At 71.7% G+C, this 13583-nt stretch carries 16 protein-coding genes; 9 read left to right on the forward strand and 7 right to left on the reverse strand.

Translation table 11 applies throughout. From position 1 onward, the window contains the following. Positions 1-70: 70 nt before the first annotated feature. The 3 genes from EJC51_RS32055 to hisN all read right to left on the reverse strand — a co-directional run bounded on the left by EJC51_RS32055 (position 71) and on the right by hisN (position 1930). On the reverse strand, positions 71-487 hold the full coding sequence (locus EJC51_RS32055; protein ID WP_126274256.1) for a Fur family transcriptional regulator: 417 nt from the start codon (positions 485-487) through the stop codon (positions 71-73). Positions 488-558: 71 nt separating this feature from the next. Beyond that, complete coding sequence (locus EJC51_RS32060) at positions 559-957, reverse strand: CBS domain-containing protein (RefSeq protein ID WP_126274257.1); 399 nt, start codon at positions 955-957, stop codon at positions 559-561. Positions 958-1129: 172 nt separating this feature from the next. Beyond that, positions 1130-1930 (reverse strand): histidinol-phosphatase, encoded by an 801-nt coding sequence (hisN, locus tag EJC51_RS32065; protein ID WP_126274258.1) that lies wholly within the window; start codon positions 1928-1930, stop codon positions 1130-1132. A 167-nt stretch (positions 1931-2097) separates the two neighbouring features. On the opposite strand from hisN, the gene EJC51_RS32070 reads away from it, so the two are divergent. After that, positions 2098-2706, forward strand: coding sequence for a TetR/AcrR family transcriptional regulator (locus EJC51_RS32070; protein ID WP_207924767.1), 609 nt, complete (start codon positions 2098-2100; stop codon positions 2704-2706). A gap of 7 nt (positions 2707-2713) precedes the next feature. Here EJC51_RS32070 and EJC51_RS32075 read toward each other — a convergent pair whose 3' ends face one another. From EJC51_RS32075 to EJC51_RS32090, 4 genes are all read right to left on the reverse strand, one after another. After that, positions 2714-3037: a DMT family transporter gene (locus tag EJC51_RS32075; RefSeq protein ID WP_126274259.1), complete on the reverse strand. Its 324-nt coding sequence runs from the start codon at positions 3035-3037 to the stop codon at positions 2714-2716. A gap of 85 nt (positions 3038-3122) precedes the next feature. Beyond that, positions 3123-4133 (reverse strand): ribosome small subunit-dependent GTPase A, encoded by a 1011-nt coding sequence (gene rsgA / locus EJC51_RS32080; RefSeq protein WP_126274260.1) that lies wholly within the window; start codon positions 4131-4133, stop codon positions 3123-3125. Between the two features lie 11 nt (positions 4134-4144). Continuing rightward, complete coding sequence (gene aroA / locus EJC51_RS32085; RefSeq protein WP_126274261.1) at positions 4145-5461, reverse strand: 3-phosphoshikimate 1-carboxyvinyltransferase; 1317 nt, start codon at positions 5459-5461, stop codon at positions 4145-4147. 111 nt (positions 5462-5572) lie between these two features. Beyond that, complete coding sequence (locus tag EJC51_RS32090) at positions 5573-6286, reverse strand: M50 family metallopeptidase (RefSeq protein WP_126274262.1); 714 nt, start codon at positions 6284-6286, stop codon at positions 5573-5575. Between the two features lie 50 nt (positions 6287-6336). Here EJC51_RS32090 and EJC51_RS32095 point away from each other — a divergent pair, with 50 nt between their 5' ends. The 8 genes from EJC51_RS32095 (at position 6337) to def (ending at position 13549) form a co-directional block, all read left to right on the forward strand. Further along, positions 6337-7152, forward strand: coding sequence for an SOS response-associated peptidase (locus EJC51_RS32095; protein ID WP_126274263.1), 816 nt, complete (start codon positions 6337-6339; stop codon positions 7150-7152). A gap of 1 nt (position 7153) precedes the next feature. Then, positions 7154-7792 carry an alpha/beta hydrolase family protein gene (locus EJC51_RS32100; protein WP_126274264.1) on the forward strand — a complete coding sequence of 213 codons (639 nt, stop codon included), beginning with the start codon at positions 7154-7156 and terminating at the stop codon, positions 7790-7792. Positions 7793-8037: 245 nt separating this feature from the next. Next, positions 8038-8733 carry an RNA polymerase sigma factor SigR gene (gene sigR, locus EJC51_RS32105; protein WP_126277210.1) on the forward strand — a complete coding sequence of 232 codons (696 nt, stop codon included), beginning with the start codon at positions 8038-8040 and terminating at the stop codon, positions 8731-8733. Next, a complete protein-coding gene (rsrA, locus tag EJC51_RS32110) occupies positions 8730-9041 on the forward strand; it encodes a mycothiol system anti-sigma-R factor (protein ID WP_059192433.1) in 312 nt (103 codons plus the stop codon). Before sigR ends, rsrA begins: the two co-directional genes overlap by 4 nt. Positions 9042-9149: 108 nt before the next feature. Then, entirely contained in the window at positions 9150-10442 is a 1293-nt protein-coding gene (locus EJC51_RS32115; protein WP_126274265.1) for an HD-GYP domain-containing protein, read from the forward strand. After that, positions 10439-11686, forward strand: coding sequence for an HD-GYP domain-containing protein (locus EJC51_RS32120; RefSeq protein WP_126274266.1), 1248 nt, complete (start codon positions 10439-10441; stop codon positions 11684-11686). The genes EJC51_RS32115 and EJC51_RS32120 overlap by 4 nt, the downstream gene beginning before the upstream one ends. Positions 11687-11791: 105 nt before the next feature. After that, complete coding sequence (locus tag EJC51_RS32125; protein WP_097268819.1) at positions 11792-12772, forward strand: tetratricopeptide repeat protein; 981 nt, start codon at positions 11792-11794, stop codon at positions 12770-12772. A 126-nt stretch (positions 12773-12898) separates the two neighbouring features. Next, positions 12899-13549 carry a peptide deformylase gene (gene def / locus EJC51_RS32130; RefSeq protein ID WP_079309588.1) on the forward strand — a complete coding sequence of 217 codons (651 nt, stop codon included), beginning with the start codon at positions 12899-12901 and terminating at the stop codon, positions 13547-13549. Positions 13550-13583 lie beyond the last annotated feature (34 nt).

The following is a 13583-nucleotide window of genomic DNA, read 5'->3' on the forward strand; positions in this document are numbered from 1 at the left end:
GATTCAGGAAGCCTGTAGGCAGCACAAAGCCCCGGTGCCACAGGGGCGCCGGGGCTTCGGGTGGGCTTGCTTACGCCGCCGCGCAGTTGGGGCAGATGCCGCGGTACGTCACCTCGACGTCCGAGACCTGGAAGCCGAAGCGCTCGGAGTCGGGCAGGTCGGCCAGCGGGTTGCCGCTGGGGTGGACGTCCTTGATCGCACCGCACTGGGCGCAGACCAGGTGGTGGTGCGGACGGTGCGCGTTGGGGTCGTAGCGCTTGGCGCGCTTGTCGGTGGCGACCTCGAGGACCTCGCCGAGCGAGACCAGCTCGCCCAGCGTGTTGTAGACGGTGGCCCGGGAGATCTCGGGCAGCTTGGCGACGGCCCGGGAGTGGACCTCGTCGGCCGTCAGATGGACGTGTTCGCCGTCGAGGACCTCGGCCACGACGCGCCGCTGCGCGGTCATCCGCCATCCACGTCCGCGCAGCCGTTCCAGAAGGTCACTCATACGCGCCAGCCTAACAGAAGGGGACCAGGTCGCGAATGGGTGTGATTTTAGACCTTGTCTAATCTGACTGCTCAGCGGGAGACGGTCATCTGCTGTCGCGCCGGCGCCCAGCAGCGGATGATGTCGCGCACCGAGACGATGCCGACCGGCTCGCCCCGGTCCAGGACGATGAGATGGCGGAAGCCGCCGTGGGCCATCGCCCGCGCCGCCTCCTCCAGGGTCCAGGACGGCGTCGCGAAGACGACGTCGGTGGTGGTGTGGGCGTGGGTGGGCTCGGCGTCCGGGTTCTGGCCCAGGCCCACGGCGTTGAGGACGTCGCGTTCGGTGAGGATGCCGATGCCGGTGCCGTCGGGGTCGAGGACCACCGCCGCGCCGACGCGGCGGGCGGACATCAGGGCGGCTGCCTGACGGAGGGTGTGGGTGGGGCCGATGGTGAGGACGACGGTGCTCATGGCGTCGCGGACGAGCATGGGTGCGGAGTCACCTCCTGAGGAACCACCGGGTTTGTTCAGTGGTTCACAAGTTCACAAATGAGGGTGCTCTCAGAGTCGCAGGTAAAGCGCGGGTCAACAAGGGGGCGTGCGCGGCCAATTGAGGGCGTACGCGCTCATCTGCGCTTTCGGGTGCGGCGATCGGGAACGATCAGTACCGCTCGTTCAGATATCCCAGCAACTCGTCGTGGAGCAGCCCGTTCGACGCGGCCGCGTTGCCGCTGTGCGGGCCCGGGCGGCCGTCCAGACCGGTGAAGCTGCCGCCGGCCTCGGTGACGATGATCGCGTTGGCGGCCATGTCCCAGAGGGAGAGCTCGGGTTCGGCGCAGATGTCGACGGCGCCCTCGGCGACCAGCATGTAGGGCCAGAAGTCGCCGTACGCGCGCGTGCGCCACACCTCGCGGGTCAGGTCCAGGAAGCCGTTCAGCCGGCCCTGCTCCTCCCAGCCGCTCAGCGAGGAGTACGCGAAGGAGGCGTCGGAGAGCTTGCCGACCTGGGAGACGCGCAGCCGGGAGGCGGAGGAGAGGCTGCGGCCGGTGAAGGCGCCGTGGCCCTTGGCGGCCCACCAGCGGCGGCCCAGCGCGGGGGCGGAGACCACGCCGACGACCGGCTGGAAGCCGCCTTCGCCCGCCTCCATCAGGGAGATCAGCGTGGCCCAGACGGGCACGCCGCGGACGTAGTTCTTGGTGCCGTCGATCGGGTCGACGACCCAGCGGCGGGGGCCGGTGCCCTGGACGCCGTACTCCTCGCCCAGGATCGCGTCGCGCGGACGGGCGCGCTGCAACTGGGTGCGGATCAGGTCCTCCGCGGCCTTGTCCGCCTCGCTCACCGGGGTCATGTCCGGCTTCGTCTCGACTTTGAGATCGAGGGCCTTGAAGCGGCCCATGGTGGCTGCGTCGGCCGCGTCGGCGAGGACGTGGGCGAAGCGGAGGTCGTCGAGGTAGTCCGGCATGCGACGAACGGTATCTGCCAGGGGTGGTACGGGGCTACAGGGGCCGGAGTGTGGACAGCGGGGTGGGCATGTCCGCGCGTGCGCGCCCCCGGGCGCGTCCGCGAACCCTTGACAGTGCCCGCACGCGCGTCAAATCTGGGCGCAGAGCCGCTCGCCCCTAGGAGGCGATGATGCCTGCAGCGAGGGAATCCCTTCTGGACGCCGCTTACACGGCGCTGGCGCGCCGGCCGTGGTCCGCCGTGCGGATGGTGGACGTCGCCGCGGCGGCCGGAGTGTCCCGGCAGACGCTGTACAACGAGTTCGGGAGCAAGGAAGGCCTGGCCCGCGCGCTCGTCAGAAGGGAGGCCGACGGCTATCTCGCCGGCGTCGAACGCGCCCTCGCCGCCCACGCCGACCCCCGCGAGCGGCTGACCGCCACCGCCGAGTGGACGGCCGCCACGGCCCGCGAGAACGCGCTCGTACGGGCCATGCTCACCGGCTGCTGGAGCGAGCGGCTGCCCGCCCCGACGCTCACCGCGGTCCCGTCCTCCTCCGCGGTACCGGCACAGCGCCGGGCCGACGGCCCGCTGCCCTCGCCCGGCGACTTCGTGGCGCTGGTGCGCGACCGTGCCGTGGCGGTGCTGGGCGGACCCGGCGCGGCCAAGCCGGACACCGCCGAGCTGGCCCGCTCCTGCGAACTCGCCGTACGGCTCGCCATCTCCTGCGTGTCGGCTCCGCCGGGGGAGGGCGGCGTCACCGACCTGGTGCGCGCCGCGCTGCACCGGCAGCCCGTATAGCTGGTAGCTAGTGCGCCGAGCCCGACAGCTGGAGGCCGATGACGCCGACGATGACGAAGCTGATCGAGACGAGCTTCAGGGTCGAGACCAGGTCGCCGAGGAAGATCATCCCGTAGATGGCGGTGCCCGCCGCGCCGATGCCCGTCCACACCGCGTACGCCGGGCCCACGTCGAGTTTCTTCAGGGACAGCGTCAGCAGCCCGAAGCTGCCGAGGGCGAAGATGCAGAACGCGACCGTGGGCCAGAGCCGGGTGAAGCCGTGGGAGAGTTTCAGACACACGGCGAATCCGGTCTCGAGCAACCCGGCCACCACCACCAGCAGCCACGCCATGTGCTGTCCTCCCGTATGTCCGGCCGGTCCGGCTCGGTGCGATTATGCACTTACCGGACTCGTGGGCTCACAAACAACGCGGAGGTCAGTCGCCTTCCTTCCGCTCACGCGTGGCCAGCAGCCGGCGCAGTGAGTAGAGGCGGGCGGGGTCCGCGTGACCGTCCGCCACCCACTGGTCGAGCGCGCAGTCCGGCTCGTCATGACTGCACGCGCGCGGGCAGCCCTCGGTTCCCGGTTCCAGGTCCGGGAACGCGTGGATCACCCGGGACGGGTCGACGTGGTGCAGCCCGAAGGACCGGACGCCCGGGGTGTCGATCACCCAGCCGTCGTCACCGTCCAGGGGCAGCGCCAGCGCCGAGGTCGTGGTGTGCCGGCCGCGGCCCGTCACCGCGTTCACATGACCGGTCAGGCGCCGCCGCTCCACCGGCACCAGCGCGTTCACCAGGGTCGTCTTGCCGACGCCGGAGTGGCCGACGAACGCCGTGATCTTGCCGTCGAGCTGCTCGCGCACCCGGCCCGCCGCGTCGCCGTTCTCCAGCTCCTCGCGGCTGGTGACGACGTAGGGGATGTCGAGGTCGCCGTACAGCTCCAGGAGCTTGTCGGGCGGGGCGAGGTCCGACTTCGTCAGGACCAGGAGCGGTTCCAGGCCGCCGTCGTACGCCGCGACCAGGCAGCGGTCGATGAGCCGGGGGCGCGGCTCGGGGTCGGCGAGGGCGGTGACGATGGCGAGCTGGTCGGCGTTGGCGACGACCACCCGCTCGTACGGGTCGTCGTCGTCCGCCGTGCGGCGCAGCACCGAGGTGCGCGGCTCGATGCGCACGATCCGGGCCAGGGTGTCCTTCTGACCGGAGAGATCACCGACGATGGCGACCCGGTCACCGACGATCGCGGCCTTGCGGCCCAGTTCGCGGGCCTTCATCGCCATCACGATCCGGTCCTCGACCAGACAGGTCAGCCGGCCCCGGTCGACGGTGAGGACCATGCCCTCGACCGCTTCCTCGTGCTTGGGGCGGATGTTCGTACGCGGCCGGTTGCCCTTGCGGTTGGGCCGGGAGCGGATGTCGTCCTCGTCGGTGTGCTTGCCGTAGCGGCGCATGGCGGTGGTCCCTAAGCCCCGAGCATCCCGGTCCACAACTCGGGGAAGTCCGGCAGCGTCTTGGCCGTCGTCGCCACGTTCTCGATCTGGACGCCCTCGACCGCGAGGCCGATGATCGCGCCGGCCGTCGCCATGCGGTGGTCCTCGTAGGTGTGGAAGGTGCCGCCGTGCAGGGCGCGCGGGCGGATGTGGAGGCCGTCGGCGGTCTCGGTGACGTCACCGCCGAGTTCGTTGATCTCCTTGGTGAGCGCGGCCAGCCGGTCCGTCTCGTGCAGGCGGAGGTGGGCCACGCCGCGCAGGGTCGAGGGGGAGTCGGCGAGGGCGGCGACCGCCGCGATGCCCGGGGTCAGCTCGCCGACCTCGCTCAGGTCGACGTCGATGCCGTGGATCGCACCCGAACCGGTGAACACCAGCCCGTACTCGGTGAGTTCGCAGGAACCGCCCATCTCGGTGAAGATCTCCCGCAGCTTGTCACCGGGCTGCGTGGTGCGGGCCGGCCAGTCCGGGATCACCACCTTGCCGCCGGTCACCAAGGCCGCCGCCAGGAACGGCTGGGCGTTGGAGAGGTCCGGCTCGATGGTCAGATCGCGGCCGAGCAGCGCGCCCGGCGTCACCCGCCAGACGTTCGGCTCGCCGCCCGACTCCGGGGTGTCCACCTGGGCACCGACCGCGCGCAGCATGTCGACGGTCATGCGGATGTGGGGGAGGGAGGGGAGGCTGGCGCCGATGTGGCGGACCTCGACGCCCTGGTTGAAGCGCGGGCCGGACAGCAGCAGCGCGCTCACGAACTGGGACGAGCTCGACGCGTCGATCTCCACCGGGCCGCCGTCCAGCGCGCCTGAGCCGTGGACCGTCAGCGGCAGCGCGCCACGGCCGTCGTCGTCGATCCGGGCGCCGAGGACGCGGAGGGCGTCGATGACGCCGTTCAGGGGGCGCTCGTACGACCGGGGGTCGCCGTCGAAGCGGACGGGGCCGTCGGCGAGGGCGGCGACGGGGGGCAGGAAGCGCATGACGGTGCCGGCGTTGCCGACGTTCACCGTGGCCGGGCCGCGGAGGCCGGCGGGCAGGACGCGCCAGGTCTCACCGGTGCCGTCGGGGCCCACGCCCTCCTCGATGCCCACGCCCATCTCGCGGAGGGCGGCCGCCATGAGGAGGGTGTCGCGGGAGCGGAGGGGGCGGCGCAGCCAGCCGGGCTCCGAGGCGAGGGCCGCGAGGACCAAGGCGCGGTTGGTGACGGACTTCGACCCCGGGACGTGGACCGTTGCGTCGACGGCTCCGCTTGCGTGGGGGGCGGGCCAGAGGGGGGTGTCTGCGGGGTTCAAAGCCATGGGGTCCACTTTAGTGGTGGGTGGTCTTTCGGGTGCGCCGCCGTTGGGGCTGGTCGCGCCCCGCGGCGGAGCCGCTGATAGATACAGCCCCGCGCCCCTCGAGTTGGCTGGTCATACCGCCAGCAACCAGCGGCCCCCACCTATCAACGAGCACAGCGAGACCGCGTGGAACAGGAACAGCCACAGACCTGCCGGTACGTGCGTCAGGCGGGACAACTGATCCGCATCGGAGTCCCCGGCCCCGCCCCGCGCCCTCTTCGCCTGCAACTCGAACGCCGGGCGCACCCCGCCCAGCAGCAGGAACCACACCACCGCGTACGCGAACGCCGCCTGCACCTGGGGGCCCGCCAGCCACGACACCACCACGAACGTGCCGCCCGTGAGGATCACCGTCAGGGCGCCGTACGCGTTGCGGATCATCACCAGCATCGCCACCAGGAGGGCCGTGGCCACCCACAGGAGGAGGGTGATGCGGCCCGCGGCGAGGAGGGCGGCGCCGCCGAGGCCCAGCAGCGGGGGCGCGGTGTAGCCGGCGGAGGCGGTGAGGATCATGCCGATGCCGTACGGCTTGCCCTTGCTGACGGTCAGGCCGCTGGTGTCGGAGTGCAGCCGGATGCCGGTCAGCGTGCGGCCCGTGAGCAGGGCGACCAGGCCGTGGCCGCCCTCGTGGGCGATGGTGATGGCGTTGCGGGAGACCCGCCACAGGGTGTGCGGGACGACTATGGCGAGCGCCGCGACCAGGGTGGCGAGAACCACCCACAGATCGGGGTCGGGCTGGGTCCCGACGAGCTCGTCCCAGAGAGAGGACGCGGTACTGGTGTCCATGTTCGGCGGTGGCTCCCTCTCCTCGTACGGAGTCTGGCAGTGTGGCACGTATGTGCGGACGGTATGCAGCGAGTCGTAGGCCCGAGGATCTCGCAGGAATCTTTGAGATCGAGCAGTGGGAGCCCGAGGAGACGTTGGCCCCCGACTACAACGTGGCCCCGACCAAGGAGGTCTACGCCGTCCTCGACCGTCCTCTTAAGGACGCCGAGGATCCGCAGCCGGTTCGGCAGCTCCGCAAGCTGAAGTGGGGACTGGTGCCGAGCTGGTCCAAGACCCCCGAGGGCGCCGCCCGGATGATCAACGCGCGCGCCGAGACCGTCCACGAGAAGCCCTCGTACAAGCGGGCCTTCTCCTCGCGCCGCTGCATCATCCCCGCCGACGGCTACTACGAGTGGGTCACCGCAGCCGCCGAGCGGGAGCTGGAGGTCGAGGGGAAGAAGAAGCGGCCGCGCAAGCAGCCGTACTTCGTGCTGCCCGCCGACGGGTCGGTGTTCGCGATGGCCGGGCTGTACGAGTTCTGGCGGGACAAGACCCTGCCCGACGACCATCCGCAGGCCTGGTGGGTGACCTGCTCGGTGATCACGACCGAGGCCGAGACCGGCCCGCTCGCCGTGGCCCCCGCCGACGGACCGCGCGCCCTCGCCGACATCCACCCCCGGATGCCGCTGATGCTGACGCCGGACCGCTGGGACTCCTGGCTGGACCCGTCCCGTACGGACGTCGAGGACCTGCGGTCCCTCCTCGCGCCGCCCCCGCCCGGCCTCATGCGCGCCTACCCCGTCTCCACCGCCGTCAGCAACGTCCGCAACAACGGGCCGGAGCTGCTGAAGGAGCTGGACGGGCCCGAGGAGGGCACACTCTTCTGACGTGACCACCACTGAGATCGTCAGCACCGACGCCGGGGACGCCCGCATCACCTGGCACCGGGCCACGAAGAAGGCGCGGTTCGTGCTCGCCGTCAGCCACGGGGCGGGCGGTGGCATCGAGGCGCGGGACCTTCAGGCCCTCGCGCAGACCCTGCCTGGCCACGGCGTGACCGTCGCCCTCGTCGAGCAGCCCTGGCGGGTGGCCGGGAAGAAGCTGGCGCCCGCGCCCAGGACCCTCGACATCGGCTGGCGCGGGATCTGGCCCGCGGTCGCGGAGCCGGGGCTCCCGGTCATCTCCGGCGGACGCAGTGCGGGGGCCCGGGTCGCCTGTCGTACGGCCGTGGAGCTGGGCGCCGCCGCGGTGCTCGCCCTCAGCTTTCCGCTGCATCCGCCGGGCAAGCCGGAGAAATCGCGCGCCGAGGAGCTGCTCGGGGCCGGGGTGCCCACGCTCGTCGTCCAAGGAGGCAACGACCCCTTCGGGAAGCCGGACGAGTTCCCGGCCGGTGGCGCTTACGAGCTGGTCGAGGTGCCGTACGGCGATCATGGGTTCGCCGTGCCGAAGCGGGCGGGGATCGGTCAGGACGAGGCCGTGACGGTCATCACGGACGCGGTCTTGAAGTGGGCCCAGTCACTCGGGTAAAGAGCCGGGAATGTTGCGCGGCGGACCTCTGTTGAGCCGGACAGAAGTGCTCACACGTCTGAGGAGAGGAAGTCCGCCGCATGGGTTCGACCTTCTGCCCGACCCGCAGCAGCCGCGCTGACCTGGACTGGACGGTGCTGCACGCGGGCAAGACCACGCCTATTGGAGGCGCGGCGGGCACGGGTAGTCGTCTATCCTCCGATTCTGGTGGCATCGGCTTCGGTGCTGCCCAGAAACTTGAGGAGGTGGGTCCGGTTCCCGGTACCGACGCAGGGACCGAACACGGCCAGGCGGAGCAGCCCGAGGGCCAGGGCACGAGCGTGGAGACCGGCAGGGAATCCACCGCGGAGCGCAGCGCGCGCTTCGAGCGGGACGCGCTCGAATTCCTCGACCAGATGTACTCGGCCGCCCTGCGCATGACGCGCAACCCGGCCGACGCCGAGGACCTGGTGCAGGAGACCTACGCCAAGGCGTACGCGTCCTTCCACCAGTTCCGCGAGGGCACCAACCTGAAGGCCTGGCTGTACCGGATCCTGACCAACACGTTCATCAACTCGTACCGCAAGAAGCAGCGTGAACCCCAGCGCTCCGCGGCCGAGGAGATCGAGGACTGGCAGCTGGCGCGCGCCGAGTCGCACATGTCGACCGGTCTGCGCTCCGCCGAGTCGCAGGCGCTGGACCACCTGCCCGACTCGGACGTGAAGGAAGCGCTCCAGGCGATCCCCGAGGAATTCCGCATCGCCGTCTATCTGGCGGACGTCGAGGGCTTTGCCTACAAGGAGATCGCGGACATCATGGGGACACCCATCGGTACGGTGATGTCCCGGCTGCACCGGGGCCGCCGTCAACTGCGCGGCATGCTGGAGGACTACGCGCGCGAGCGCGGACTGGTCCCGGCCGGCGCCGGAGAGTCGAACGAGGCGAAAGGTTCGGGCTCATGAGCTGCGGAGAGCCGCACGAGACGGACTGCAGTGAGGTACTCGACCATCTCTACGAGTTCCTCGACAGCGAGATGCCGGACGTCGACCGCGACAAGTTCAAGCAGCACTTCACGGAGTGCTCTCCGTGCCTGGAGAAGTACGGGCTCGAAGAGGCCGTGAAGAAGCTGGTCAAGCGCTGCTGCGGCCATGACGACGTCCCCACCGACCTGCGCGCCAAGGTGCTCGGACGGCTCGACCTGATCCGTACCGGGCAGGCCGTGCCGGACCACGACGTCGCCGCCGCACCGGCCGCCCCGCAGGAATCCTGAACGCACGGTCGTCACTCGAACGTGCTAATCCGCGGGTCATAAGCCCACGGACCTCCCCCTCACCGCCCTAGGCTCGCCTGCTGGAAGCGCGTGCCCGGGGAGGGGTGTATGGAGGCGGTACCCGCACGGGCACGTGTGTACGTCGCAGGCGTGGCCCTCGCCGCGCTGTACGGCCTGCATCTGCTGCCGTCGGTACGCGCCCCGTGGTGGGCCGTGGCCCTGCTCGCCGTCCTCTACGCCGGCGGCGAGCGGCTGACCGGCTCGTTCTATCCCGTGCTGCTCGCCGGGGCCTTCCTGCTGCCGCCGCCCGCCGCCGCGCTCGTCGCGGTGCCGGGGGCGCTGCTGGCCCCGGTCGCGCGCCGCCCCCGCCTGCTGCGCCGGATCTGGCGGGCGTCCCAACTCGCCGTCGCCGCCTGGGCCGCGTCCCGCGTGCACTGGGCGCTGGGCGGCCGGGACGCCGTCGTCGACTCCGACTTTCCCTACGCGCTCGTCCCGGCGGGGGCGGCCGTCGTCGTCTTCTGCCTGGTGCTGACCGTCCTGGACGGCGGCATCCTGACGCTCGCGGAAGGTGTCCCGGCCCGTCTCGCCTGGCAGGGGCTGTTCGTACGATCCCTCGCGCCGATCGCCGTGCACGGGCTCGCCGGGCTCATGATGGCCGTCCTGTGGCGCAGCCCGTACGGACCCGTCGCCGCGCTGCTCGTGCTGCTGCCGATGTGCGTGTCATGGTGGGCGTTCGCCCAGTACCACCGGGAGCGGGCCGCCCACCAGGCCACCATCCGGGCGCTGGTCCAGGCCGTCGACATCAAGGACGAGTACACGCGCGGGCACAGCGAGCGCGTCGGCCAGGCCTCGATGATGATCGCCCGCGAGCTCGGCATGGACGAGGGCCGCATCGAGGTCCTCCGCTTCGCCGGCATCCTGCACGACGTGGGCAAGCTGGGCGTCCCGACCCGGCTGCTGCGCAAGGACGGGCCGCTGACGCCCGAGGAACGCCGGATCATCGAGCTGCACCCCGAGTACGGGCACGAGATGGTGCGGGGCATCTCCTTCCTCGGAGAGGCGCGGGCCGCCGTACTGCACCATCACGAACGGCTGGACGGCAGCGGGTACCCGTACGGGCTGGTCGGGGCCCAGATCCCCGAGTCGGCGCGGGTGGTGGCGGTCGCCGACGCCTTCGACGCGATGACGTCCACCCGGTCCTACAGCAGGGCCCGGCCCGTGGGCACGGCCCTGGAGGAGCTGGAGCGGTGCGCGGGGACGCAGTTCGACCCGCGGATGGTGACGGCACTCGTCCGGGCGCTGGGGCGGCACGGCTGGCATCCCGCGGTGACCGCGGACGAGGCGACCCGGGTGCCGGGGCCCCGGCACCCGGTCGGGAACCGGTCCGGGGTACGGCCATGACAGCGGGGCGCCCACCGGTTCTGCTGACCCTCGTCCACGGCTCCGCCGCCCTCGTCGCCGCCGTCTCCCTCGCCGTCACCTTCTGGAGCGGTCTGGAGGACCGGGGCGTCGCGGTCGCCTTCGGGGTGCTGATCGCCGTCGGTGAGCTCACCCGGTGGACCGGCGCCCAGGTCAGGGAGGCCGCGCCGCTCGGGGCCGCGGGGGCGCTGTCGTACGCGCTGCTCGGGGCGGACGCCGGGCGGGCCACGCAGCACGGGGTCGCCCAGGTGGTCGCCGTGGTCGTCGCGGCCGGGCTGCTGGGCAGCGTGCCGCACATCTGGCGGGGCGGCGGCCGCACGCCGGACCATCTCGCGCGGCGCGTGCTCAGCACCGGCTTCGCCGCCGTCTGCTTCCAACCCCTCTACAACCAGGGCGTGTTCACCGCCTGGGGCGGACCGGCGTACGCGCTGCTGCTGCTCGCCCTGCTCGCCCTCACCGCGCTGTGCGACGCCGTGCTCGCCGCGGCCCTGCGGCACTCCCGCACCCGCTGGCCCTTCGGCCCGCTGCTCCGCGACGAGCTGCGGGCGCTGCTCGGCATCGGCTCCGCGGTCTGCGCGACCGGCGCCGTCATGGCGCTCGCGGTCGCCGTCGTCGGTCTGTGGGCGCTGCCGGTGTTCTGTGTGCCGCTGCTGCTCACCCAGCTGTCCTTCCGGCGGTACGCCGCCGTCCGCGCCACCTACCGGCAGACCATCGCCTCCCTCGCCCGCGCCACCGAGATCGCCGGGTACACCCCCGCCGGACACGCCCGCCGCGTCGCCGCCCTCAGCCGGGCCGTCGGCCGGGACCTGGGGCTGTCCGGGCGCGACCTCACCGTCCTGGAGTACGCCGCCCTGATGCACGACATCGGACAGCTCAGCCTCGTCGACCCGGTACCGGCCGGGGCCACCGCCACGCTGCCCGCCGAGGAGCAGCGGCGCATCGCGCTGCTCGGCGGCGCCGTCGTACGGCAGACCGGGGTGGACGGGGCGGTCGCCGTGGTCGTGGAGCGGCAGGCCGACCCCTACCGGCAGCAGCCGGTCGCCGCCCGGATCGTACGGACGGTGAACGCGTACGAGGAGAAGGCGCGGGACGCCGGGCCCGGCGGGCCTCTCACCGCACTGGAGGAACTACGGCTGGCGACCGCGGGGGAGCATGCGCCGGACGTGGTGGAGGCGCTGGCCAGGGTGCTGGCGCGAGACTGTCTGACCCTGCCCCGGGCTGGGTAACCCATGGGTAATGAGCGCCCTTCCAGCCGCACGTGGTTGGATGCGAAGGAGAGGGATTCCGGGGGCAGTGGCGAGGTCACTGAGGGCAACTGGCAGGCGGGAATCGTGAGGATCTTCGGCAAAGGACGGCACCGGCCCTCCGCCTCCTGGCGGCAGGCCACCGACCGCGCGTTCACGCTGATCGGCGACGGTCGGTACGAGGACGCGGGCGCGCTGCTGACGCGCGCCGCCGACCTGGAACCGTGGCTGTCCGAGTCCTGGTTCAACCTCGCCCTGCTGCACAAGTTCCGGCACGACTGGGAGCAGGCGCGGGCGGCGGGGCTGCGTGCCGTCGCCCTCCTCGACCGCGAGGCGGGCGCACCCGACTGGTGGAACGTCGGCATCGCGGCGACCGCGCTGCAGGACTGGCCGCTGGCGCGGCGGGCCTGGCAGGCGTACGGGCTGCGGGTGCCGGGCGGGGCGGCCGACTCCGGTGAGCCGGTCGGCATGGACCTCGGCAGTGCGGCCGTACGGCTGTCGCCGGAGGGTGAGGCGGAAGTGGTCTGGGGCCGCCGTCTCGACCCCGCGCGCGTCGAGGTGCTGTCGATCCCGCTGCCGTCGTCCGGACGGCGCTGGGGTGAGGTCGTGCTGCACGACGGGGTGCCGCACGGGGAGCGGACCACTGCCGCCGGACACTCCTATCCCGTCTTCGACGAGATCGAGCTGTGGGCGCCTTCGCCGGTGCCGACCTGGGTGGTGCTGCTGGAGGCGGCCACCGAGGCGGACCGGGACGCGCTGGAGCAGCTGGCGGCCGACGCCGGGTTCGCGGCGGAGGACTGGTCGTCCTCGGTGCGGCTGCTGTGCCGGATGTGCTCGGAGTCCCGGATGCCGTCCGACGAGGGCGACGGCGAGCACCTCGACCCGCACGACCACAGTGAGCCGGGGCATCCCGGGCCGCTGGGGCATCGGACGGACGGGCAGCTGTGGGTGCCGGAGCGCGAGTGCGGCGTCGCGGCGCCGGCGTCGCTGGTTCGGGGGTTGTTGGACGGGTGGGTTGCCGACAGCCCTGACTCTCGTGACTGGCGGGATTTGGAAGAGGTCTGCTAGGTCGTTTTTCGGCTGCGGGCTCGTTGTGGCTGGTCGCGCAGTTCCCCGCGCCCCTGTGGGGCGCGCCCCCCTTACCCTGTATCAGCATCTACCCCCTGTTTTGGTTTGAGGAAGGCATCGTCGGTCATGGCGCAGCAGGACACCGATCAGCAGCACGCGGGCGTGCTTCCCGTGGACGACGAGGGTTTCGTCATCGACACCCAGGACGCCGAGGAGCGCGAGAACGGCTGGCGTGAGCGCGGCACCTCGCGGCCCATCACCGTCGTCGGAAACCCCGTCCTGCACAAGGAGTGCAAGGACGTCACCGAGTTCGGTGCCGAGCTGGACCAGCTGGTCGCGGACATGTTCGCCTCGCAGCGCACCGCCGAGGGCGTGGGCCTGGCCGCCAACCAGATCGGCGTCGATCTGAAGGTCTTCGTCTACGACTGCATGGACGACGAGGGCACCCGGCACGTCGGTGTCGTCTGCAACCCCAAGCTCGTCGACCTGCCCGCCGAGAAGCGCCGCCTGGACGACAGCAACGAGGGCTGCCTGTCGGTGCCGACCGCGTACGCGCCGCTCGCGCGCCCCGACTACGCCGAGGTGACCGGGCAGGACGAGAAGGGCAACCCGATCAAGGTGCGCGGCACCGGGTACTTCGCTCGGTGTTTGCAGCACGAGACCGATCACCTGTACGGGTACCTCTACATCGACCGGCTCTCGAAGCGCGAACGCAAGGACGCGCTGCGGCAGATGGCCGAGAACGAGCCCCGCTACCCCGTGGTCGCCAACGACTGAGAGTGACTGGGGCCCCACAAGTCCCGTACGTACG

It is taken from the genome of Streptomyces aquilus (genome assembly GCF_003955715.1).
In the GTDB taxonomy this organism is placed as follows: Bacteria; Actinomycetota; Actinomycetes; order Streptomycetales; family Streptomycetaceae; genus Streptomyces; species Streptomyces aquilus.

Excerpts from the sequence above, each read along its gene's own strand:
- EJC51_RS32055 (WP_126274256.1), bottom strand. The coding sequence starts at position 487 with ATGAGTGACCTTCTGGAACGGCTGCGCGGACGTGGATGGCGGATGACC.
- EJC51_RS32060 (WP_126274257.1), bottom strand. The coding sequence starts at position 957 with ATGCTCGTCCGCGACGCCATGAGCACCGTCGTCCTCACCATCGGCCCC.
- hisN (WP_126274258.1), bottom strand. The coding sequence starts at position 1,930 with ATGCCGGACTACCTCGACGACCTCCGCTTCGCCCACGTCCTCGCCGAC.
- EJC51_RS32070 (WP_207924767.1), top strand. The coding sequence starts at position 2,098 with ATGATGCCTGCAGCGAGGGAATCCCTTCTGGACGCCGCTTACACGGCG.
- EJC51_RS32075 (WP_126274259.1), bottom strand. The coding sequence starts at position 3,037 with ATGGCGTGGCTGCTGGTGGTGGTGGCCGGGTTGCTCGAGACCGGATTC.
- rsgA (WP_126274260.1), bottom strand. The coding sequence starts at position 4,133 with ATGCGCCGCTACGGCAAGCACACCGACGAGGACGACATCCGCTCCCGG.
- aroA (WP_126274261.1), bottom strand. The coding sequence starts at position 5,461 with ATGGCTTTGAACCCCGCAGACACCCCCCTCTGGCCCGCCCCCCACGCA.
- EJC51_RS32090 (WP_126274262.1), bottom strand. The coding sequence starts at position 6,286 with ATGGACACCAGTACCGCGTCCTCTCTCTGGGACGAGCTCGTCGGGACC.
- EJC51_RS32095 (WP_126274263.1), top strand. The coding sequence starts at position 6,337 with ATGTGCGGACGGTATGCAGCGAGTCGTAGGCCCGAGGATCTCGCAGGA.
- rsrA (WP_059192433.1), top strand. The coding sequence starts at position 8,730 with ATGAGCTGCGGAGAGCCGCACGAGACGGACTGCAGTGAGGTACTCGAC.
- EJC51_RS32115 (WP_126274265.1), top strand. The coding sequence starts at position 9,150 with ATGGAGGCGGTACCCGCACGGGCACGTGTGTACGTCGCAGGCGTGGCC.
- EJC51_RS32120 (WP_126274266.1), top strand. The coding sequence starts at position 10,439 with ATGACAGCGGGGCGCCCACCGGTTCTGCTGACCCTCGTCCACGGCTCC.
- def (WP_079309588.1), top strand. The coding sequence starts at position 12,899 with ATGGCGCAGCAGGACACCGATCAGCAGCACGCGGGCGTGCTTCCCGTG.